The sequence below is a fragment of the Luteimonas sp. Soil_N_1 genome (assembly GCF_057656255.1).
Genome location: NZ_JBDGKS010000002.1, coordinates 395926 through 416047, shown reverse-complemented (window position 1 = coordinate 416047; position 20122 = coordinate 395926). Strand labels below are relative to the sequence as shown.

Genomic DNA, 20122 nt, shown 5'->3' with positions numbered 1-20122 from the left:
ATGCCGCGGGCGGCATGCAGTCGGCGCGCCGTGGTCGGCCCATCGCAGCCGCAACTGCGACATCGGCGGTGATGCCCCATACGAAAACGCCCGGCTGCCTGTGCGGGCAACCGGGCGTCGTCACGACTGGATGTCGCGGTGGCGCTGGATCAGAAGCGCGCGCCGATACCGAAACCGACGGTCCACGGGTCGAGCTTGAGCTCCTGCCCGGTGTTGACGCCGGCCTCGCGCACATCCGCGCGGCTGCGCAGGTAGCGTGCATCGGCGCGGGCGAACCAGGTCGGGGTGATGTTCATGTCCACACCCACCGTACCGATCGCGCCCTTGGGCGTGGTCAGCGAGATGTGGTTGCCACCCGGGTTCAGATCTTCATTGCTGATGTTGGAGTGGTGGTAACCCAGGCCCAGGAACGGGCGGAAGGTGTTGTCCACATCACCGAAGTGGTACTGGCCGCTCAGCGCGATGGGCTGCTGCTCGACCGTGCCGATCTTCGGGCCGTCCTGACGGACGCGGTGATCGAACGAATCCAGCGCACCCCACAGCTCGGCGCTGATGTTGTCGGTGAAGTTGTACGAGAACGACGCGGTCGGCGCCGGGCCACCATCGACCTTGATGCCGTCATTGCGGCTGGTGTCGTTGTTCGGCTGCAGCAGCGTGGCGCCGCCGACGACCGAGAAGCGCTTGCCGGCCGCCGTGTCGCTCTGGCCGAACGAATCCTGCGCGAACGCTGCCGGCGCGGCCGCAACGGCGGCGAGGGTGGCGAGGGCCAGGGCATGGGTACGGAACTTCAGCATGGGGGAACTCCTCTTTTTTGATCGTCACCCGCCACCTGATTGCGGCGGGTCTCTCTGTCGCGGGCCGGTGGACCGGTTCCACGACCTCCCTCTTCGGGAAGGCGGAGCCATGCTGACGATCAGGAACTGAATGCGCGATTGGCGAAATCTGAAGGGATCGCAACCCTTCACTGCACGTTCGGATCTCCATCCAGAGCGTTCAGTGCGAAGCCCTTGGTGATGCGATCGGTGGTGATCTGATCGCGGTTTCTTTCGTGAATCCCGATCGAATCGCGGCTGTGCGAAACAGCGTTCCACTGCCGCCGGTGGGCGCCGCGCGTCACGTTCGACGGTTGTCGCGGGCGACGCGATCCATGACCGATTCGCGCCACGAAGATGACACCGGGCGCAATCCCGCCCGCCATACGCCACACGACAGTTGGCGGGAAGCAAGGCTGGGGCCACAATAGTCGGTCACGACTTGCCCGGAGGGCCGCATGGCCGACCTGAAAGAAGCACGCGTTCCCGACATTGGCGGGTTTGACGATGTCCCGGTGATCGAGGTGCTGGTCGCCGTCGGCGATACGGTGTCGGTCGACCAGGGGCTGGTCACGCTCGAATCGGACAAGGCCACGATGGAAGTGCCGGCGCCGTTCGCGGGCGTGATCAAGGAACTGAAGGTCAAGGTCGGCGACACCCTGTCGGAAGGCGGCGTGGTCGCGATCATCGAAGCCGAGGGCGGTGACGCCCAGGCGGAGGCACCGGCGAAGGCCGAAGCGCCCGCGAAGACCGAAGCCCCGAAGGCTGCCGGCACGCCTGCCGCCGAGAAAGCCGCACCGGCCGCGAAGGCCGAGGCGCCGAAGGCGCAGTCCGGCGGTGGCGGGACGCAGGAATCCAAGGTGCCCGACATCGGCGGCTACGACGACGTGCCGGTGATCGAAGTGCTGGTCGCGGTCGGCGACACGGTCGAGAAGGACCAGGGCCTGATCACGCTGGAATCCGACAAGGCCACGATGGAAGTCCCGGCCGCGGTCGCCGGCGTCATCAAGGAGCTGAAGGTCAAGGTCGGCGACTCGCTGTCGGAAGGCGCCGTGGTCGCGATCATCGAAGCCGCGGGCGATGCACCTGCCGCGGCGTCCGAGCCGGCCGCCGCGCCGGCCAAGGGCACCGATGACAACAAGGTCGAGCCGGTCGCGACGCAGAGCAAACCCGACAAGATTGCCGAAGCTTCGATCGAACATCGCGCGCCGGGCGGCGGCAATCCGCCGGTGCGGTTCGACGCCGATGCGATCTTCCCCGACAAGGTGCCGTATGCCAGTCCCGCGGTGCGTCTGTTCGCACGCGAGCTCGGCGTCGATCTGACCCAGCTCAAGGGCAGCGCCAAGGGCGGCCGCATCATCCGCGAGGATGTGCAGTCCTTCGTCAAGAGTGCATTGCAGGGTGGCGGCGCGAAGGCCGCGTCCGGTGCGCCGGCAGCGGCGGGCGGCGGTCTCAACCTGCTTCCGTGGCCGAAGGTCGACTTCGCCAAGTTCGGCGAGATCGAGGTCCAGGAACTGGGCCGCATCCAGAAGATCTCGGCGGCCAACCTCGCGCGCAACTGGGCGATGATCCCGCACGTCACGCAGCACGACGATGCCGACATCACCGACCTCGAAGCGTTGCGCGTGCAGCTCAACAAGGAGAATGAGAAGGCGGGCGTCAAGCTGACCATGCTCGCGTTCCTGATCAAGGCCTCGGTTGCGGTGCTCAAGCAGTACCCGCGCTTCAACAGCTCGCTCGACGCGTCGGGCGAAAACCTGACGCTCAAGAAGTACTTCCATATCGGCTTCGCCGCCGACACCCCGAATGGTCTGGTCGTCCCGGTGATCCGCGACGCCGACAAGAAGGGCGTCATGGAGATCTCGCAGGAGATGTCCGCGCTGGCGAAGAAGGCGCGTGACGGCAAGCTCGGCCCGGCCGACATGCAGGGCGGCTGCTTCTCGATCAGCTCGCTCGGCGGCATCGGCGGCACCAGCTTCACCCCGATCGTCAACGCACCGGAAGTCGCGATCCTCGGCGTGTCGAAGTCGGCGATGAAGCCGGTCTGGGACGGCAAGGCCTTCCAGCCGCGCCTGACCCTGCCGCTGTCGCTGTCCTACGACCACCGCGTCATCGACGGCGCCGCGGCCGCGCGCTTCACCGCGACGCTGGCGCAGCTGCTCGGCGACATGCGCCGGGTGCTGCTGTAACCGGCCCGGGCCCGGCATGAGCGACACGTCCACGCGCGAGCGGGCGCGACTGACGTTGCGCCATGCCGGCATCGCCGACATCCCGGCGATCGTCGCGCTCAGCGAGCGCATCTACGGTCACGAGAACGGCTACACGGCCGAGATGCTCAACGGCCAGATCGCCCAGTTCCCGCAGGGCGTGTTCGTCGCGTACTACGACGATGTGGCGGTCGGCTATTGCGCGACCTTCCGCATCGACGAGCGCGCGGCGATGGCGCCGCATCGCTGGCAGGAGATTTCCGGCGGCGGCTACGCGTCGCGGCATCTGTCGACGGGCGACTGGCTCTACGGCATGGAGGTCTGCGTCGATCCGGCGCATCGCGGCCTGCGCATTGGCCGACGCATGTACGAACTGCGCAAGCGCCTGTGCCAGGACCTCGGTCTGAAGGGCATCGTGTTCGGCGGACGTCTGCCGGGCTTCTCGCGTCGCTCGCGCCGGTATCAGGGCGATGTGCGCGCCTACGTCGCCGACGTGGTCGCCGGCCGGGTGCGCGATCGCGCGCTGAGCTTCCAGTTGCGCAACGGCTTCGAACTGATCGGCGTGCTGCCCGGCTACCTGCCGCAGGATCTCGAATCGGCGGGCTATGCCGCGCATCTGCTCTGGCGCAATCCCAAGATCGATGCGAACGCGCCGACGCGCGGCACGCAGCGCCCGCTGCCGGATTCGGTGCGCGTGGCGACCGTGCAGTACCAGCAGCGCCGCGTCGCGTCGTTCGAGGAATTCGCCACGCAGGTGGAGTACTTCGTCGACATCGCCGCCGACTACCGCGCCGATTTCGTCGTGTTCCCCGAACTGTTCACGCTGCAGCTGCTGTCGGTCGAGAACAAGCCGCTGTCGCCGGTCGATTCGCTGCTGGCGCTGACCGGCTACACCGAACGGTTCGCGCAGCTGCTGTGCGAACTGGCGGTGCGCCACAACATCAACATCATCGGCGGCTCGCATCCCACGCGGACCAGCGACGGTGAAGACGGCAAGGTGCGCAACATCTGCTACGTCGCGCTGCGCGACGGCTCGCTGCACACGCGCGACAAGCTGCATCCCACGCCCAACGAGCGCACCTGGTGGGGCATCGGCGGCGGCGACAGCGCGCAGGCGATCATGACCGACTGCGGTCCGATCGGCGTCATGATCTGCTACGACAGCGAGTTCCCCGAACTCGGCCGCCACCTGGTCGACCAGGGCGCGATGATCCTGTTCGTGCCGTTCTGCACCGACACCCGCGAAGGCTATCTGCGCGTGCGCTACTGCTCGCAGGCGCGCGCGGTGGAGAACCAGTGCTACGTCGTGCTGTCGGGCAACGTCGGCAACCTGCCGGGCGTCAACAACTTCGACATCCAGTACGCGCAGAGCTGCATCCTGACGCCCTGCGATTTCCCGTTCGCGCGTGACGGCATCGCCGCCGACACCACGCCGAACGTCGAGCAGGTGGCCTTCGCCGACCTGCGCCTCAACGATCTCACCGTGGCCCGCAACGACGGCACGGTGCAGAACCTCAACGACCGCCGCCATGACCTGTACTCGCTGACCTGGGCACGACGCCCGGCGTCGCGCATGGCGCTGTCCGACCCCACGCAACAGACCCCGGAGAATTCCTGATGGCCAATACCCTCGAAGTGAAAGTGCCCGACATCGGTGGCTTCGACGATGTGCCGGTGATCGAGGTGCTGGTCGCGGTCGGCGAAACGGTCGCCAAGGACCAGAGCCTGGTCACGCTGGAATCGGACAAGGCGACGATGGAAGTGCCGTCCTCGCATGCCGGCGTGGTCAAGGAGCTGAAGGTCAAGGTCGGTGACACGCTGTCGGAAGGCAGTGTGGTCGCGGTGATCGAGGCCGAAGGCGAAGGCGATGCGCCTGCGGCCGAGGCCAAGCCTGCCGAGACCGAAAAAACGGCCGACGCGCCGGCGAAGAAGAGTGAAGCGCCCGGCAGCAATCCGCCGGTCGCGCGCTCGCATCGCGCGCCGGCCGAGCCGGAGGCGGTCAAGGCTGCGCCGTCGTCGGGCCGCACCGCGGATGTCGAATGCCGCGTCGTCGTGCTCGGCTCCGGTCCCGGTGGTTACACCGCCGCATTCCGCGCGGCCGATCTCGGCCTCGACACGGTGCTGATCGAGCGTTACGAGACACTCGGCGGCGTTTGCCTCAATGTCGGCTGCATTCCGTCGAAGGCGCTGCTGCACGCGGCCGAGGTCATCGACCAGGCCAAGCACGCCAGCGATTACGGCGTCGACTTCGGCGCACCGACGATCGCCCTCGACAAGCTGCGCGGCTACAAGGAAAAGGTCGTCGGTCAGCTGACCAAGGGCCTGACCGGCATGGCCAAGCAGCGCAAGGTGCGCGTGGTCACCGGCGAAGGCCTGTTCGTGTCGTCGAACGAGATCGAAGTCACCGGCAGCGACGGCAAGACCCAGCTCGTGCGCTTCGAGCAGTGCATCATCGCCGCCGGCTCGCAGGCGTTGAAATTGCCCGGTTTCCCGTGGGACGACCCGCGCGTCATGGATTCGACCGACGCACTGGAACTTGCGGAAACGCCGAAGAAGCTGCTCGTCGTCGGCGGCGGCATCATCGGCCTGGAGATGGCGACGGTCTATCACGCGCTCGGCTCGGAGGTGACCGTCGTCGAACTCGCCGATCAGCTGATGCCCGGCGCCGACAAGGATCTGGTCAAGCCGCTCGCCGATCGTCTGAAGAAGCAGGGCGTGTCCGCGCATCTCAAGACCAAGGTCGTCGAGGCGAAAGCCGCGAAGACCGGCATCGATGTCGTGTTCGAAGGCGAGAGCATTCCGGACACGAAGACCTTCGACCGCGTGCTGGTGGCCGTGGGTCGCACGCCGAACGGCGGCAAGATCGCCGCCGACAAGGCCGGCGTGCGCGTATCGGATCGCGGCTTCATCGCCGTCGATGCGCAGATGCGCACCAACGTGCCGCACATCTTCGCGATCGGCGATCTGGTCGGTCAGCCGATGCTGGCGCACAAGGCCACGCACGAAGGCAAGCTCGCGGCCGAAGTCGCCGCCGGCGAGAAGAAGGAATGGGTGGCGCGGGTGATTCCGTCGGTCGCCTACACCGATCCGGAAATCGCGTGGGTCGGCATCACCGAAACCGAAGCCAAGGCCAAGGGTCTCAAGGTCGGCGTCGGCAAGTTCCCGTGGGCGGCCAGCGGTCGCGCGATCGGCATCGGCCGCACCGAGGGCTTCACCAAGCTGATCTTCGACGAGGCCACGCATCGCATCGTCGGCGCCGGCATCGTCGGCGTACATGCGGGCGATCTGATCGCCGAAGCCGGTCTTGCGATCGAGATGGGCGCCGAAGTTGCCGACATCGGCCACACCATCCATCCGCATCCCACGCTCAGCGAATCGGTGGCGATGGCGGCGGAAGTGTTCGATGGCACGATCACCGATCTCTACATTCCGAAGAAGAAGTAAGCGCGCGGGACAGCACGTCCGCGCCCACGAAAAAGCCCCGGCATGCCGGGGCTTTTTCATTTCCGCGCGCCTGTCTCAGGCGCGCGGATCGATGTCTCGAATCAGAAGCGGAACGTCACACCGGCCATCGGGCCGTGGACCTTCAGGTCGCCGGTGACCTCGCCCGAGTACGGGAACGGACCCGCATCGATACCCGACGGCGCACGCGCGGTGCCACGGTACTGGTCCTTGAGCTTCAGACGGAACCAGTCGTAGCCGACGTGCAGGCCGACGCGCTCGCTGACCATGTACTCGACCAGCAGGCCGCCGCGCTCGAAGTGACCTTCCTCGTCGAGGATGTTGCCCCAGGTCGTATCGAGGTACTGCGCTTCCAGGCCCACGGTCCAGCGCTCGGCCGGGGTCCAGGTCAGGCGGGTGTGCAGGCCGGGGGAGAAGCCGTCGCGCTCCCAGCCGACGCTCTCGAACTCCGGATCCAGCAGGTCGGTACCGGTCGAGGCGCCGTTGGCGGTGGCTTCGAGCTTGGCGTAGGTCACGCCCAGGCCCAGGCCCCATTCGAAGCTGTCGTTCTTGACGACCGCGTACTCGTAGTTGAGGTTCGCCAGGCGGAACGACAGGCGTCCGTCGATGCGGGCGCCCGGAATCTCGATGGCGTCGCCGCCGGGGATGATCGTGCCGGTATCGAGCACGTTGCCGCCGTACTCCCAGGTCTCGTCGCGACGGTAGTCGTAGAAGTTGCCGACCAGTGCCTGGCGGTCACTGATGCGGAAGCCGATCGCGCCACGCGGACGCCATTCACGGCCGGTGTCGAAGCTTTCGTCGAAGCCGAAGGTCGCGGTGTCGCTGCCGTCGGTCACCACGCCGGTGCCGGAGAAGCCCAGTTCGGCCTCCGGATTGAACGCGCTGAGACGCAGGACGAAGCGGTCATCGCGGCTCTGCGCCTGCGCTGCGGTGGCAAGCGTGGCGAGGATGGCGGTCGAGAGCAGGGCAAGGGCGAAACGGGACGCGGGTCGTGACATCGGGGGAGTCTTCCTGAGGGAGGCGTGCGATGTTCGTTAACCGGCAGTCTTTCCGACGTGAAGTCGTCATGTGACCGACGTTCGCTTCTGTTGCCTGCGGAAGCCGCCCAGGCCGTGTCGATGATCCGGAGACGCGCCCAAAAAAAGAGCCCCGGCGGGCGGGCCGGGGCTCGGGGTGACGATCTGCAGACGGGACCGACGAGGAAGGACGGCAGATCGGACACATGCATAGGACTGGTCCGGCGCGCCGAAGTTCCGGGTGGACGCGACGAAATCCGCATAAAATTGTGAATACGCGGCTTCGGACAGTCTGACCCGCACGCCATGTGTCGATTGTTCCGAAACAGGACCTCCGCCGGTTGTGGGGGAAATGACGCCGCTGCTATACTTTTGCGGCTCGACGGGGCCGATTGCTGCGCCCCGTGTCCTCCAGACAGTGGAATCCTTTGAAGTGTTGACGTCCGTCGCAGTGGGTCGGCGGCTGGCACAGCGCGCAATCGCCTGGCAGGCGGTCGCAGTCGCGGTGACAGCGCTCGCCTTCCTCGCAAAGGGAGCCGACTGGGCGCTGGCGGCGGGTCTCGGCGGTGCGGCGATCGCACTCGGGGGCTGGCTGTCGAGCGTCATCGCGCTGGGGGGTGGGGTCAATCCGTCGACAGGTGCGCTTGCGCGGCTGTTGGCAGGGGTGGCGTTGAAGTGGGTCGTGGTGGTGGCGGTTCTGCTGCTGGGCGTGGGAATGGCGGGTTTGCCGCCGGTTCCGATGCTCGCCGGGGTCATCGTCGCGCTCTTCGCGCAGTTGCTCGCAATGGCCCGGCCTCTGGCCAGGCACTGAACCAATCACAGGCAGGGTTTTCGATCTTATGGCAGCTGATGCGGAACTGACCCCAACCAGCTACATCCAGCACCATCTGCAGAACCTGACCGCGTCGACCGGCGAAGGCGGCTTCTGGACGTTGCACGTGGACACGCTGATCACCGCCCTGCTGATGGGCGGCCTGATGGTGTTCGCATTCTGGATGGCGACCCGCAAGGCGACGGCCGGCGTGCCGGGCAAGTGGCAGGCGTTCGTCGAGATCTGCCTGGAGTTCGTCGACAAGCAGGCCCGCGACACGTACCACGGTTCCAGCAAGCTGGTGACGCCGATCGCGATCACGCTGTTCTTCTGGATCCTGCTGATGAATCTGCTGAAGATGATTCCGGCGGACTTCATCGCCAAGCCGCTCGAGCTGATGGGCGTGGCGTACTGGAAGCCGGTGCCGACCGCCGACGTCAACGCGACGCTGGGCCTGTCGATCAGCGTGTTCTTCCTGACGGTCTTCTTCGCCCTGCGCGCCAAGGGCGTCGGCGGCATGACCAAGGAATTCCTGTTCGCACCGTTCGGCAAGTGGATGGTGCCGTTCAACCTGATCCTCAACATCGTCGAGTGGCTGAGCAAGCCGATTTCGCTGGCGATGCGACTGTTCGGCAACATGTTCGGCGGCGAGATCGTGTTCCTGCTGATCTGGGTCCTCGGCGGCGCGAGCCTGCTGGGTGTGCTCGGCGGCGGCGTGCTCGGCCTGGGCTGGATGCTGTTCCACCTGCTGGTCATTCCGCTGCAGGCCTTCATTTTCATGATGTTGTCGATCGTCTACCTCAGCCTGGCCGAGGACGACCACTGATCGGCAGCGTCACGTGACACCGCTTTCGTAACACCCCAATCCCTGGTTCCACCCTTACCAAGCAATCCGCTCCGGAGAAAACAATGGAAATCGCACTGACCTCGTTCGCCCAGATCCAGGCTTCGACCGTTCTGGCCATCGGCATCATGATCGGCCTGGCTGCGCTGGGTGCGGGTCTGGGCCTGGCCATCATGGCCGGCAAGTTCCTCGAGTCGGCCGCGCGCCAGCCCGAGCTGATCCCGGTGCTGCAGGTCCGCATGTTCATCACCGCCGGCCTGATCGACGCCGCGTTCATCATCTCGGTCGCCGTCGGCCTGCTGTTCGCGTTCGCTTCGCCGTTCATCGGCCCGGTCGCCGCGCAGCTCGCGGGCTGATCCAGCTGACGCTTCCAGTGCGGTGCATGCCTCGCGCATGACCGCACCGGTGGATGACAGGGGGCGCGTCCGCGCGCCCAACCCTTCACGACAGGCAGTCACAAGCCCATGAATATCGGTCTGACCCTAATTGCCCAGGCACTGGCGTTCGCCGGTCTGATCTGGATCATCGCGACCAAGATCTGGCCGCCGCTGCTCAGTGCCATCGAGGAGCGCCAGAAGAAGATCGCCGAAGGTCTGGCCGCGGCGGACAACAGCCAGCGCGCCCTCGCGCAGGCCCAGGAAACCGCCAACGAAGAACTCAAGGCCGCGCGTGCGAAGGCCAACGAGATCATCGAGCAGGCCCACCAGCGTGGCACCCAGATCGTCGAGGCCGCCAAGGCCGAAGCGGTCACAGAGGGCCTGCGCCAGAAGGCGATGTTCGACGCCGAACTCCAGGCCTCGGCCACCCGTGCACGCGAAGAGCTGCGTCGTCAGGTCTCCAGCCTGGCGGTGACCGGCGCCGAGCGTCTGCTCAAGCGTGAGATCGACGCCAACGCCCACAAGGCGCTGCTCGACGAACTCGCCGCGGAGATCTGAGCCCGATGAGCCAGGCCATGACGATCGCCCGTCCGTATGCCCGCGCCGCGTTCGCGATCGCGCGTGACGGCGGCCAGTTCGCGCCGTGGTCGGACGCGCTCGCGTTCTCGGCCCGCGTCGCTGCCGATCCGCAGGCGGCCGCGCTGCTCGGCCACCCGGCGCTGTCGCACGACGATGCCGTCGCGCTGCTCGCACCGGAGGGCGCCGACGAGAAGTTCGCCGGCTTCCTCACGCTGCTGGCCAGCAACGGCCGTCTCGCACAGCTGCCGGAGATTGCCGGCCAGTACGAGGAGCTGCGCGCCGAAGCCGAGCACATCGTGCTGGCGACGGTGACGTCGGCAGCCGAACTGCCGGACGCAGAAGTGGAGCAGATCCGCGCCGCGCTCAAGCGTCGTTTCGGTCGCGAGGTCCAGGTCGAAACGGCCGTGGACGCATCGCTGATCGGCGGCGCGGTGATCTCGGCCGGTGACGTGGTGATCGACGGCTCGCTCAAGGGCAAGCTGGCGCGCCTGCAGTCCGCTCTGACGCACTGACACGATTTTCAATTGCAACGTCGGCGGCAACGCCGGCTCAAGGGAACCCCCGATGGCTACCACGCAACTCAATCCTTCCGAAATCAGCGAGCTGATCAAGTCCCGCATCGAGAAGGTCAAGCTGAGCGCCGAATCGCGCAACGAAGGCACCGTGACCTCGGTCGCCGACGGCATCGTGCGTCTGCACGGCCTGGCCGACGTGATGCAGGGCGAAATGATCGAACTGCCGAACGCGGCAGACGGTTCCGCCACGTACGCACTCGCCCTGAACCTGGAGCGCGACTCGGTCGGCGCCGTGGTGCTGGGTGACTACGAGCACCTGCGCGAAGGCGACGTGGCCAAGACCACCGGTCGCATCCTCGAAGTGCCGGTCGGTCCGGAAATGCTGGGCCGCGTCGTCAACGCGCTCGGCGAGCCGATCGACGGCAAGGGTCCGATCGACGCCAAGCTCAGCGCGCCGGTCGAGCGCGTCGCGCCGGGCGTGATCTGGCGCAAGTCGGTCGACCAGCCGGTGCAGACCGGCTACAAGTCGGTCGACTCGATGATCCCGATCGGCCGCGGCCAGCGCGAGCTGCTCATCGGCGACCGCCAGACCGGCAAGACCGCGATGGCGATCGACGCCGTGATCAACCAGAAGACCACCGGCATCAAGTGCGTCTACGTGGCGATCGGCCAGAAGGCCTCGACCGTCGCCAACATCGTGCGCAAGCTCGAAGAGAACGGCGCGCTCGCGCACACCGTCGTCGTTGCCGCCACCGCGTCCGAATCGGCCGCGATGCAGTACATCAGCGCCTACTCGGGCTGCACGATGGGTGAGTACTTCATGGACCGCGGCGAAGACGCGCTGATCGTGTACGACGATCTGTCCAAGCAGGCCGTCGCCTACCGCCAGATCTCGCTGCTGCTCAAGCGCCCGCCGGGCCGCGAAGCCTATCCGGGCGACGTGTTCTATCTGCACTCCCGTCTGCTCGAGCGCGCCGCGCGCGTGTCCGAGGAGTACGTCGAGAAGTTCACCGACGGCGCCGTGACCGGCAAGACCGGTTCGCTGACCGCACTGCCGATCATCGAAACGCAGGCCGGTGACGTCTCGGCGTTCGTGCCGACCAACGTGATCTCGATCACCGACGGCCAGATCTTCCTGGAAACCGACCTGTTCAATGCCGGCATCCGCCCGGCCGTGAACGCCGGTATTTCGGTGTCGCGCGTCGGTGGTTCGGCGCAGACCAAGATCATCAAGAAGCTCTCGGGCGGCATCCGCATCTCGCTCGCCCAGTACCGTGAGCTGGCCGCGTTCGCGCAGTTCGCCTCGGATCTCGACGAAGCCACCCGCAAGCAGCTCGAGCGCGGTCAGCGCGTCACCGAGCTGATGAAGCAGAAGCAGTACAAGCCGATGTCGATCGCGCACCAGGCGCTGACGATCTACGCCGTCAACGAGGGTTACCTCGACGACGTGCCGGTCGCCAAGCTGCTCGCGTTCGAAGAAGGCCTGCACGCGCACTTCGACAACACCGCAGGCGAACTGGTCGGCAAGATCAACCAGACCGGCGGCTGGAACGACGAGATCGAAGGCGCCTTCAAGCAGGGCATCTCCGACTTCAAGACCACCGGCAGCTGGTAAGCGATCGCGGCGGACGTTTCGTCCGCCCGATGCGGTGAGCACAGGTAAGCCAAGGCGGGTGCACACCCGCCCCAAGCAGGGATAAGAGATGGCCGGCGGCAGAGAAATCAAGACGAAGATCAAGAGCGTGCAGAACACCCGCAAGGTGACGCGCGCGCTCGAGATGGTCTCCGCGTCGAAGATCCGCAAGGCGCAGGATCGGATGAAGGCATCGCGCCCGTATGCGAACGCGATGAAGCAGCTGATCGGGCATCTCGCCCAGGCCAGCTCCGAGTTCCAGCATCCGTACCTGGTCGAGCGTGAGGTCAAGCGCGTCGGTTACATCGTCGCGTCCTCGGATCGCGGCCTGGCCGGCGGTCTGAACAACAACATGTTCCGCAAGCTGCTGGGCGAGATCCGCGCCTGGCAGGACAAGGGCGTGCAGGTCGACGTGGTGACCATCGGCACGAAGGCGACGGTGTTCTTCCGCCGCCTGAAGGTGGACATGGTCGGCAGCGTCACCCACATCGGCGACACGCCGGAAGTCGAGCAGCTGGTCGGCATCATCAAGGTGATGCTCGACGGCTACACCGACGGCCGCGTCGACCGTGTGTTCCTGGCCTACAACCACTTCGTCAACACGATGACCCAGAAGGCCAGCTTCGATCAGCTGCTGCCGCTGCCGGCCGCCGAGACGCAGGTGGTCAAGCACGACTGGGACTACATCTACGAGCCGGACGCCGAATCGGTGCTCGGCCACGTGCTGACGCGTTACATCGAATCGCTCGTGTACCAGGCGGTGATGGAGAACGTGGCTTCCGAACATGCCGCACGCATGGTCGCGATGAAGTCCGCGAGCGACAACGCCACCAAGCTGATCGACACGCTCAAGCTGGTCTACAACAAGGCCCGCCAGGCAGCGATCACCCAGGAAATCTCCGAGATCGTCGGCGGCGCCGCAGCGGTCTGATCCGTACGCGCACCAGAATTCTTCTAGAGGAATGCAGCAATGAGTCAGGGCAAGATCGTTCAGATCATCGGCGCGGTCGTCGACATCGAGTTCGCGCGCAACGAAGTACCGAGGGTCTACGACGCACTGAAGGTCGAAGGCACGGAGATCACGCTGGAAGTGCAGCAGCAGCTCGGTGACGGCATCGTGCGCGCGATCGCGCTCGGTTCCACCGACGGCCTGAAGCGCAACCTGATCGCGACCAACACCGACCGCGGCATCTCGGTGCCGGTCGGCCCGGGCACGCTCGGCCGCATCATGGACGTGCTGGGTCGCCCGATCGACGAAGCCGGTCCGGTCGAAGCCACCGACCACTGGGAAATCCACCGTGCGGCACCGTCGTACGAAGACCAGTCGTCGTCCACCGAGCTGCTGGAAACCGGCATCAAGGTCATCGATCTGATGTGTCCCTTCGCCAAGGGCGGCAAGGTCGGCCTGTTCGGCGGCGCCGGCGTCGGCAAGACCGTCAACATGATGGAACTGATCAACAACATCGCCAAGGCGCACGAAGGCCTGTCGGTGTTCGCCGGCGTGGGCGAGCGTACCCGTGAGGGCAACGACTTCTACCACGAGATGAAGGACTCCAACGTCCTCGACAAGGTGGCCATGGTCTACGGCCAGATGAACGAGCCGCCGGGCAACCGCCTGCGCGTCGCGCTGACCGGCCTGACGATGGCCGAGTACTTCCGCGACGAGAAGGACGCATCGGGTCGCGGCAAGGACGTGCTGCTGTTCGTCGACAACATCTACCGCTACACGCTGGCCGGTACCGAAGTGTCGGCGCTGCTCGGCCGCATGCCGTCGGCCGTGGGCTACCAGCCGACGCTCGCCGAGGAAATGGGCGTGCTGCAGGAGCGCATCACCTCGACGAAGTCCGGCTCGATCACCTCGATCCAGGCCGTCTACGTACCCGCGGACGACCTGACCGACCCGTCGCCGGCGACGACCTTCGCCCATCTCGACTCCACGGTGACGCTGAGCCGCAACATCGCCTCGCTCGGCATCTACCCGGCCGTCGATCCGCTGGACTCGACCAGCCGCCAGATGGACCCGAACGTCATCGGCAACGAACACTACGACACCGCCCAGCGCGTGCAGTCGACGCTGCAGAAGTACAAGGAGCTCAAGGACATCATCGCGATCCTGGGCATGGACGAGCTGTCGGAAGAAGACAAGCAGGCCGTGTCGCGCGCGCGCAAGATCGAGCGCTTCTTCTCGCAGCCGTTCCACGTGGCCGAAGTCTTCACCGGTTCGCCGGGCAAGTACGTCGCGCTGAAGGAAACGATCCGCGGCTTCAAGGGCATCGTCGACGGCGAATACGACCACCTGCCCGAGCAGGCGTTCTACATGGTCGGCGGCATCGACGAAGCGGTCGAGAAGGCGAAGAAGATCGCGGCGTAAATGCCGTGAGGTCGTGAGGAGGCGAGGGCGTCAGTGTTGCCCCGCTTCCCTCACCACCTGAGCGTGCGCCGCACGCGCCCGTTCTAACGCTTCACCCCTTACACGTCGAGCAGAGCGAGACCGCCATGACCACCACCATCCGTTGCGACATCGTCAGCGCAGAAGCCGAGATCTTCCACGGCGAAGCGACCATGGTCGTGGCCACCGGCGAGCTCGGCGAGCTCGGCATCGCGCCGCGCCACGCACCGCTGATCACGCGTCTGAAGCCGGGCAAGGTCGTCGTGACCCAGGCCAATGGCGAAGTGCTCGATTTCGCGATCGGCGGCGGCATTCTCGAAGTGCAGCCGCAGGTCGTGACGATCCTGGCCGACACCGCGATCCGCGCCGACGACATCGACGAGGCCGCAGTGAAGGCGGTCAAGGACGAGGCCGAGCGCATCCTGGCCGGCCGCGGCGAGGCGATGGACATCGCCGAAGCCCAGCAGAAGCTGGCCGAGGCCGTGGTCCAGCTGCAGGCGCTCGAGCGTCTGCGCAAGACCCTCAAGCACTGATCCATCGCGCCATGCTGCATCTGGAACGCCGGCCTTGCGCCGGCGTTTCCGCGTCTGCGTACACCATTCCGAATTCAGCGACGGGCGTTGTTTCAACCATCGCGGATGTAATGCGATCCAATGACAGCATTCGGGCATCGACGCTGGCACACGGCGCGCCGCGTTTCCGTGTTGCGACTGCCGCGTCGTGAAACCAGATCGCAGATCCGCGCGACGCCTCAGCGCTTGTAGATCCAGTACCGCGACAGCACGAATCCCACCGCGCCGAGCGCCAGTTCGATCGCAGGCTTCGCCAGCCAGACCCACTTCAGCCCGAACACGTCGTCGACCTGCGTCATCGCCCAGGTGCTGACCAGCGTGGTGGTGAGCCACATCAGCATGAAGCGGCGTAGCTGGATCACGCCCAGGGCCGTATCGTCGCCCGCGAACGTCAGTTTGCCATTGAGCCAGTAGCCCATCATTGCGCCGGTGACACGCCCCGCCACATTCGCCGGTGCCACCGGCATTCCGAAGTGGGTCAGGGCCACGACCATGCCCCAGTCCACCAGCCACTGCAGCAGGCCGATCGCGATGTAACGGCGACCTTGGCGGGTCAGGCTCAACGGGGCGTCCGCCGCCACAGGGCGATGCCGTTCAACGTGTCGACGTGCTCGATGCCCGGGTCCCCGGTCAACGCGCGCACCAGTGCCGGCGAAGCCGTGTCTTCGGTCACCAGAATCCATCGCGCATCGAGTTGCTCGAACAACGCGCGCCAGGCGTCGCCACTGCCGTCGAGGTCGGCCGCCTCACGCGCTGCAGCGAGCGTGGGCGCATGGATCGACATCTGCCGCCCGCGCCCGGCGAGTTCGGCGACATGCCCGCGCTGCGGATCGGTCGCCAGCACCACGCCGGTGTCGTCCGCAGGCAGTCTCGCGATCAACGTCCGTTCGGCGACGTAGTAGGGCAACACCGCGTCCGGTACACCCGGCGCGCGGATCGCGCGCTTGAGTGCAGCGGAGTGGTGGGTCCAGCCGGCATTGGCCTGATAGGCAAGGCTGAGCACGCATAGAAGGATGACCGGCCATCGCCACACACGCGGCCCGACCTCCGCCCGGCTGCCGCTCAGTGCGGGCAGCAACAGCAGGAGCAGACCGGGGAAGGCGTAGCGCGCGTACTGCATCGGCACCAGCGGCAGCAGCGCGATGCAGAGCGCCACGCCTGCGAATGCACGCGTGGGACGGCGGCGCAGGGCAAGCAGCCAGGCGCCCGCGAGACCGACCCAGAGAAACCCGATGCCGCCGTCCCAGGCCTCGACGAACCGGCTGCTCTCGAAGGTCATGGACCACGGCAGCGACGGCCCGAAGCCGCTGAGCCAGCGTGTATCGGACATGTTCTCGAGCGGGTAGTGCGGTGACTGGAACACCGCATTGAACAACGGAAAGAACGGGTTGCCGGTATGCCACCACGCGTGTGCGTAACTCGAACCTGCGATCAGGATGGCCAGTGCCGCCAGCATCGGCAGCTTTCGCAGCAAGCGACCGGGCGCATAGCGTGCGGCATAGATCAGCAGAGGCACTGCAGCGAGTGCGTGCATCGGCTTGAGCGCTGCCAGCGCCGCCATCAGCAGCGTCATCGCCGCCAGATGCCGGCCGCTGCGGTCGTGCAGCACCAGCGCGACCAGCGAGAACAGGACGGCCATTGCGGGGAGTTCGGTCTGCATGCCGGCCATCAGCCAGACCAGTGGCGGAAAGCTTGCGAACAGTGCGACGACGGCAATGCGCTCGGCAGGCACCGCCCCCAGCGCCCGTGCACAGCCGGCCAGTGCGATCGCGGCGCTCACCAGCCAGAAGGCATTCACCGCACCGCGCGCTTCGCGCCCGGCCAGCAGCCACGCCAGGCCCTGTCCGACATCCCCCATCCACGGCGCGTAGACCCATGCGCTGTGCGCAGGATCCCCAAGGTAGCGCGCGTGCTGCGCAAGCTGCGCCGGCAGATTGAGGTGGTAGGTCAGATCGTCCATCTGCATGGTGGGCAGCCATGCTCCGGTGGAGGCCAGTCCAAGCAACATCACCGCTGCAGCGGCGCCCCCTGGTGATGCGGCGACGAACGCGCGCCAGTCGACGCGCGTGGCCTGCCACTGGGCACGCAACGCGTGCCTGTTCAGGGCGATCGGGGTTGCGAGAACAAGCAGCCAGACGAGCGGAACATGAAGCGGCAGCGAGACCAGCCAGCCCGCGATCCCGGTGATCACCGCGTAGCCGGACACGGCTGCGATCGCGAGGCGGCCCGGCACGTCGGCGGGTATCCAGCGCAAGCCCAGGGCCAGCCCGGCAACGGCGATCAGGGTGGTCGCCAGTACGGGCAGGGGGCCGGCATACAGCACCAGCGCCGCACACCAGACCACGCCCAGTGCAGAGGCCCAGCGCCAACGCGCGAAACGCGCGAGCGGCCATGCGACCAGGGTCGCGACCACCGCGAGCACGAGCGAGAGCGCGAAGCGCTCCCAGGGCAGTTCGTGCCAGACCCCGTGTACCGTCAGGCCGATCAGCACGAGAGCGGGACCGAGCAGCCACAGCGCGGTCTTCCAGTGCGATCCGCCCGGCGGAGGCATGTTCGCTTCGATGCGGGACATCGTCGATCCTGACGTACAAGGGGTGCATTATCATCGATGCCCCTCCCGCTTTTCGAATGCCATGACCGCACCGCTGCACGTCGTCATCCTCGCCGCAGGCGAGGGCAAGCGCATGAAGTCATCGCTGCCCAAGGTGCTGCAGAAGATCGCCGGGCGACCGATGCTGTGGCATGTCATCGAGGCGGCGCGCGCGCTCGAGCCGGCCGGCATCCATGTCGTCTACGGCCATCGCGGCGAGCAGGTCCAGGCCGCGTTCGCCGACCAGCCCGATCTGCACTGGTCCGAGCAGCGCGAGCAGCTCGGCACCGGTCACGCGGTGCGCCAGGCGATGCCCGAGGTGCCCGATGGCGCGCAGGTGCTGGTGCTGTACGGCGATGTGCCGCTGCTGCGTGCCGAGACCCTGCGCGGTCTGCTCCGGTTCGAGGGCCGCCTTGCGGTGCTGGCGGCCGAACTCGAGGATCCCACCGGGTACGGCCGCATCGTGCGTGATCCGGAAGGCCACGTGGGTGCGATCGTCGAGCACAAGGATGCCGACGAGGCGCAGCGTCGTATCGCCCTGGTCAACACCGGCATCCTGGCGGCCGAGGCAACCGCGTTGAAGGCGTGGCTGACCCGCCTGTCGTCCGACAACGCGCAGGGCGAGTACTACCTGACCGATGTGTTCGCGATGGCTGCCGACGAGTACAGCGCCGCGCAGATCTTCATGGTCGACGACCCGCTGGAGGCGGAAGGCGCGAACGATCCCTGGCAGCTTTCGCAGCTCGAACGTGCATGGCAACTGCGCGCGGTACGCGCCCTGTGCGTGGCCGGCGCGCGCTTCGCCGATCCAGCGCGCATCGACATCCGCGGCGAGGTCATCGTCGGCAACGATGTCGAGATCGATGTCGACGTGATCTTCGAAGGGCGCGTCGAACTCGGTGACGGCGTCCGCGTGGGTCCGTTCTGCCGCCTGAGAAACGCGGGTCTGGGCGCGGGCACCGAGGTGCGTGCGCATTGCGACCTCGAAGGCGTGCGCGCGGAAGGCGCGGTGACGATCGGTCCGTTCGCGCGCCTGCGTCCCGGCACGGTCCTCGCCGATGGCGTGCACATCGGCAACTTCGTCGAGACCAAGAACACCACGATCGGTGTCGGCAGCAAGGCCAACCACCTCACCTATCTGGGGGATGCGGAGGTCGGCGCCGGCAGCAACATCGGCGCCGGCACGATCACCTGCAACTACGACGGGGTGAACAAGTCGAAGACGGTGATCGGCGACCGGGCGTTCATCGGCTCGAATGCTGCACTGGTTGCACCGGTGCGCATCGGCCATGACGCGATGACGGGGGCCGGCTCGGTCATCGTCAGCGACGTGCCGGACGGCAAACTGGCGGTTGCACGCGGCCGACAGACGGTCATCGAAGGCTGGCAGCGGCCGAAGAAGCGCTGATGCTCACTCCACGCGGCGGTAGCCATCTGCTGCAGGCGACCAGCGGTACAGGTCGCCACCCGCGACCGTCGCGCTCGCGCAGGCGCAGATCCTGGCGACCCTGGTGCGCGCGCGACTCGACAATGAGAACGCCTGCCCACTCCTCGATGTGGTGTTCGCGGGTGCCGTCGTCGTTCCAGTTGCCCGCGATGTCGCGATACATCGACATCTCCGCGCCGAACACCTGCTTCAACGTGTCGCTGCGCAGCTCGAACAGATACAGCGCCGAGTAGAACGCGCCGCCGCCGGCGTAACCTTCCGACCAGCCGCCCCGCAGGCCCAGCGCGGGCGGACCGTCCGACAGGCGATAGGCGGCGAGGTCGAAGCGCTCCCAGCGTTCGGGGATCGCGGCCGTGCCGGCCTCTTCCAGCCGCAGCGGTTGAGTGCCGTCCCAGGAGAGCAGCGGCCACGCAATACCTTCGTCGAGTCGCAGGCGCGCGACCAGGTGTGCATTGCCCGCATCATCGACACGCAACACACCGAGGACCTGTGCGGTGTCCCCGGTTTCGCAGCCCGGTTCCGTGGGCGCGTTGCAGGCGACCTCATCGCGATAGCAGACGAGTGCGACGACGTGACCGGGATGCTGCGCCCAGCGTCGCGCGCCGAGCTGCACGATGCGGTTGGCCGCGACATCGGGTACCAGCAGCCGACGCAGCGTTCCGGCATCGAGACCGGCGAGGTCGCGGTTGCCTAGATGATCGGGCGCCGGGCGACCTTCCATCTGCTCGGCCCAGACGGCTTTTGCCTCCGCACTCTTCAGCAGGCCGGGCACTGCGTCCAGACTCTTCGCGCGTTGCGCCACTGTGGGGGCGGTCCCCAGACACAGCACAAGCAACGCGAGCGTGCGGAATCGGAATCGCATCTGGAA

19 protein-coding genes are annotated in these 20122 nt (G+C 66.7%); 13 read left to right on the top strand and 6 right to left on the bottom strand.

The window, feature by feature from the left end; all coding sequences use genetic code 11:
• Positions 1-149: 149 nt before the first annotated feature.
• The gene (locus AC3A4E_RS15650; protein WP_487632402.1) at positions 150-794 is read right to left on the bottom strand and encodes an OmpW/AlkL family protein; all 645 of its coding nucleotides are present in this window, start codon (positions 792-794) and stop codon (positions 150-152) included.
• Positions 795-961: 167 nt separating this feature from the next.
• A complete protein-coding gene (locus AC3A4E_RS15645; RefSeq protein WP_487632401.1) occupies positions 962-1198 on the bottom strand; it encodes a hypothetical protein in 237 nt (78 codons plus the stop codon).
• 72 nt (positions 1199-1270) lie between these two features.
• Between AC3A4E_RS15645 and aceF the strand changes: the two genes are divergently transcribed.
• From aceF to lpdA, 3 genes are read left to right on the top strand one after another with little or no spacing between them, the layout of a single operon-like run.
• Complete coding sequence (gene aceF, locus AC3A4E_RS15640) at positions 1271-3001, top strand: dihydrolipoyllysine-residue acetyltransferase (protein WP_487632400.1); 1731 nt, start codon at positions 1271-1273, stop codon at positions 2999-3001.
• 16 nt (positions 3002-3017) lie between these two features.
• On the top strand, positions 3018-4637 hold the full coding sequence (locus tag AC3A4E_RS15635; RefSeq protein ID WP_487632399.1) for a GNAT family N-acetyltransferase: 1620 nt from the start codon (positions 3018-3020) through the stop codon (positions 4635-4637).
• Positions 4637-6463 carry a dihydrolipoyl dehydrogenase gene (gene lpdA, locus AC3A4E_RS15630; RefSeq protein ID WP_487632398.1) on the top strand — a complete coding sequence of 609 codons (1827 nt, stop codon included), beginning with the start codon at positions 4637-4639 and terminating at the stop codon, positions 6461-6463. The genes AC3A4E_RS15635 and lpdA overlap by 1 nt, the downstream gene beginning before the upstream one ends.
• A gap of 101 nt (positions 6464-6564) precedes the next feature.
• Here the strand turns inward: lpdA and AC3A4E_RS15625 are convergent, their stop codons facing one another.
• Positions 6565-7479, bottom strand: coding sequence for a TonB-dependent receptor (locus AC3A4E_RS15625; protein WP_487632397.1), 915 nt, complete (start codon positions 7477-7479; stop codon positions 6565-6567).
• A gap of 451 nt (positions 7480-7930) precedes the next feature.
• Here AC3A4E_RS15625 and AC3A4E_RS15620 point away from each other — a divergent pair, with 451 nt between their 5' ends.
• From AC3A4E_RS15620 to AC3A4E_RS15580, 9 genes are all read left to right on the top strand, one after another.
• Positions 7931-8308: a hypothetical protein gene (locus tag AC3A4E_RS15620; protein WP_487632396.1), complete on the top strand. Its 378-nt coding sequence runs from the start codon at positions 7931-7933 to the stop codon at positions 8306-8308.
• Positions 8309-8336: 28 nt separating this feature from the next.
• Positions 8337-9134 (top strand): F0F1 ATP synthase subunit A, encoded by a 798-nt coding sequence (gene atpB, locus AC3A4E_RS15615; protein WP_465075578.1) that lies wholly within the window; start codon positions 8337-8339, stop codon positions 9132-9134.
• An 83-nt stretch (positions 9135-9217) separates the two neighbouring features.
• The gene (gene atpE / locus AC3A4E_RS15610; protein ID WP_159681455.1) at positions 9218-9508 is read left to right on the top strand and encodes a F0F1 ATP synthase subunit C; all 291 of its coding nucleotides are present in this window, start codon (positions 9218-9220) and stop codon (positions 9506-9508) included.
• A 108-nt stretch (positions 9509-9616) separates the two neighbouring features.
• Entirely contained in the window at positions 9617-10087 is a 471-nt protein-coding gene (locus tag AC3A4E_RS15605) for a F0F1 ATP synthase subunit B (protein WP_232137414.1), read from the top strand.
• A gap of 5 nt (positions 10088-10092) precedes the next feature.
• Positions 10093-10620 (top strand): F0F1 ATP synthase subunit delta, encoded by a 528-nt coding sequence (locus AC3A4E_RS15600; protein WP_232116622.1) that lies wholly within the window; start codon positions 10093-10095, stop codon positions 10618-10620.
• Between the two features lie 52 nt (positions 10621-10672).
• Positions 10673-12238: a F0F1 ATP synthase subunit alpha gene (gene atpA, locus AC3A4E_RS15595; protein WP_487632395.1), complete on the top strand. Its 1566-nt coding sequence runs from the start codon at positions 10673-10675 to the stop codon at positions 12236-12238.
• A gap of 88 nt (positions 12239-12326) precedes the next feature.
• Positions 12327-13187 carry a F0F1 ATP synthase subunit gamma gene (gene atpG, locus AC3A4E_RS15590; RefSeq protein WP_159681459.1) on the top strand — a complete coding sequence of 287 codons (861 nt, stop codon included), beginning with the start codon at positions 12327-12329 and terminating at the stop codon, positions 13185-13187.
• A 39-nt stretch (positions 13188-13226) separates the two neighbouring features.
• On the top strand, positions 13227-14627 hold the full coding sequence (gene atpD, locus AC3A4E_RS15585; RefSeq protein WP_232137408.1) for a F0F1 ATP synthase subunit beta: 1401 nt from the start codon (positions 13227-13229) through the stop codon (positions 14625-14627).
• A 125-nt stretch (positions 14628-14752) separates the two neighbouring features.
• Positions 14753-15178 carry a F0F1 ATP synthase subunit epsilon gene (locus AC3A4E_RS15580; RefSeq protein ID WP_232137407.1) on the top strand — a complete coding sequence of 142 codons (426 nt, stop codon included), beginning with the start codon at positions 14753-14755 and terminating at the stop codon, positions 15176-15178.
• A gap of 218 nt (positions 15179-15396) precedes the next feature.
• On the opposite strand, the gene AC3A4E_RS15575 is transcribed toward AC3A4E_RS15580, so the two are convergent.
• On the bottom strand, positions 15397-15780 hold the full coding sequence (locus AC3A4E_RS15575) for a GtrA family protein (RefSeq protein ID WP_487632394.1): 384 nt from the start codon (positions 15778-15780) through the stop codon (positions 15397-15399).
• Positions 15777-17789, bottom strand: coding sequence for a DUF2339 domain-containing protein (locus AC3A4E_RS15570; protein ID WP_487632393.1), 2013 nt, complete (start codon positions 17787-17789; stop codon positions 15777-15779). Before AC3A4E_RS15570 ends, AC3A4E_RS15575 begins: the two co-directional genes overlap by 4 nt.
• 61 nt (positions 17790-17850) lie before the next feature.
• Here AC3A4E_RS15570 and glmU point away from each other — a divergent pair, with 61 nt between their 5' ends.
• Positions 17851-19215: a bifunctional UDP-N-acetylglucosamine diphosphorylase/glucosamine-1-phosphate N-acetyltransferase GlmU gene (glmU, locus tag AC3A4E_RS15565; RefSeq protein ID WP_487632392.1), complete on the top strand. Its 1365-nt coding sequence runs from the start codon at positions 17851-17853 to the stop codon at positions 19213-19215.
• On the opposite strand, the gene AC3A4E_RS15560 is transcribed toward glmU, so the two are convergent.
• Positions 19181-20116, bottom strand: coding sequence for a hypothetical protein (locus AC3A4E_RS15560; protein WP_487632391.1), 936 nt, complete (start codon positions 20114-20116; stop codon positions 19181-19183). The genes glmU and AC3A4E_RS15560 overlap by 35 nt on opposite strands.
• Between the last annotated feature and the right edge of the window lie 6 nt (positions 20117-20122).

Coding starts and splice junctions, on each gene's coding strand:
- AC3A4E_RS15650 (WP_487632402.1), bottom strand. CDS start 794: ATGCTGAAGTTCCGTACCCATGCCCTGGCCCTCGCCACCCTCGCCGCC.
- AC3A4E_RS15645 (WP_487632401.1), bottom strand. CDS start 1,198: ATGGCGGGCGGGATTGCGCCCGGTGTCATCTTCGTGGCGCGAATCGGT.
- aceF (WP_487632400.1), top strand. CDS start 1,271: ATGGCCGACCTGAAAGAAGCACGCGTTCCCGACATTGGCGGGTTTGAC.
- AC3A4E_RS15635 (WP_487632399.1), top strand. CDS start 3,018: ATGAGCGACACGTCCACGCGCGAGCGGGCGCGACTGACGTTGCGCCAT.
- lpdA (WP_487632398.1), top strand. CDS start 4,637: ATGGCCAATACCCTCGAAGTGAAAGTGCCCGACATCGGTGGCTTCGAC.
- AC3A4E_RS15625 (WP_487632397.1), bottom strand. CDS start 7,479: ATGTCACGACCCGCGTCCCGTTTCGCCCTTGCCCTGCTCTCGACCGCC.
- atpB (WP_465075578.1), top strand. CDS start 8,337: ATGGCAGCTGATGCGGAACTGACCCCAACCAGCTACATCCAGCACCAT.
- atpE (WP_159681455.1), top strand. CDS start 9,218: ATGGAAATCGCACTGACCTCGTTCGCCCAGATCCAGGCTTCGACCGTT.
- AC3A4E_RS15605 (WP_232137414.1), top strand. CDS start 9,617: ATGAATATCGGTCTGACCCTAATTGCCCAGGCACTGGCGTTCGCCGGT.
- AC3A4E_RS15600 (WP_232116622.1), top strand. CDS start 10,093: ATGAGCCAGGCCATGACGATCGCCCGTCCGTATGCCCGCGCCGCGTTC.
- atpA (WP_487632395.1), top strand. CDS start 10,673: ATGGCTACCACGCAACTCAATCCTTCCGAAATCAGCGAGCTGATCAAG.
- atpG (WP_159681459.1), top strand. CDS start 12,327: ATGGCCGGCGGCAGAGAAATCAAGACGAAGATCAAGAGCGTGCAGAAC.
- atpD (WP_232137408.1), top strand. CDS start 13,227: ATGAGTCAGGGCAAGATCGTTCAGATCATCGGCGCGGTCGTCGACATC.
- AC3A4E_RS15580 (WP_232137407.1), top strand. CDS start 14,753: ATGACCACCACCATCCGTTGCGACATCGTCAGCGCAGAAGCCGAGATC.
- AC3A4E_RS15570 (WP_487632393.1), bottom strand. CDS start 17,789: ATGTCCCGCATCGAAGCGAACATGCCTCCGCCGGGCGGATCGCACTGG.
- glmU (WP_487632392.1), top strand. CDS start 17,851: ATGACCGCACCGCTGCACGTCGTCATCCTCGCCGCAGGCGAGGGCAAG.
- AC3A4E_RS15560 (WP_487632391.1), bottom strand. CDS start 20,116: ATGCGATTCCGATTCCGCACGCTCGCGTTGCTTGTGCTGTGTCTGGGG.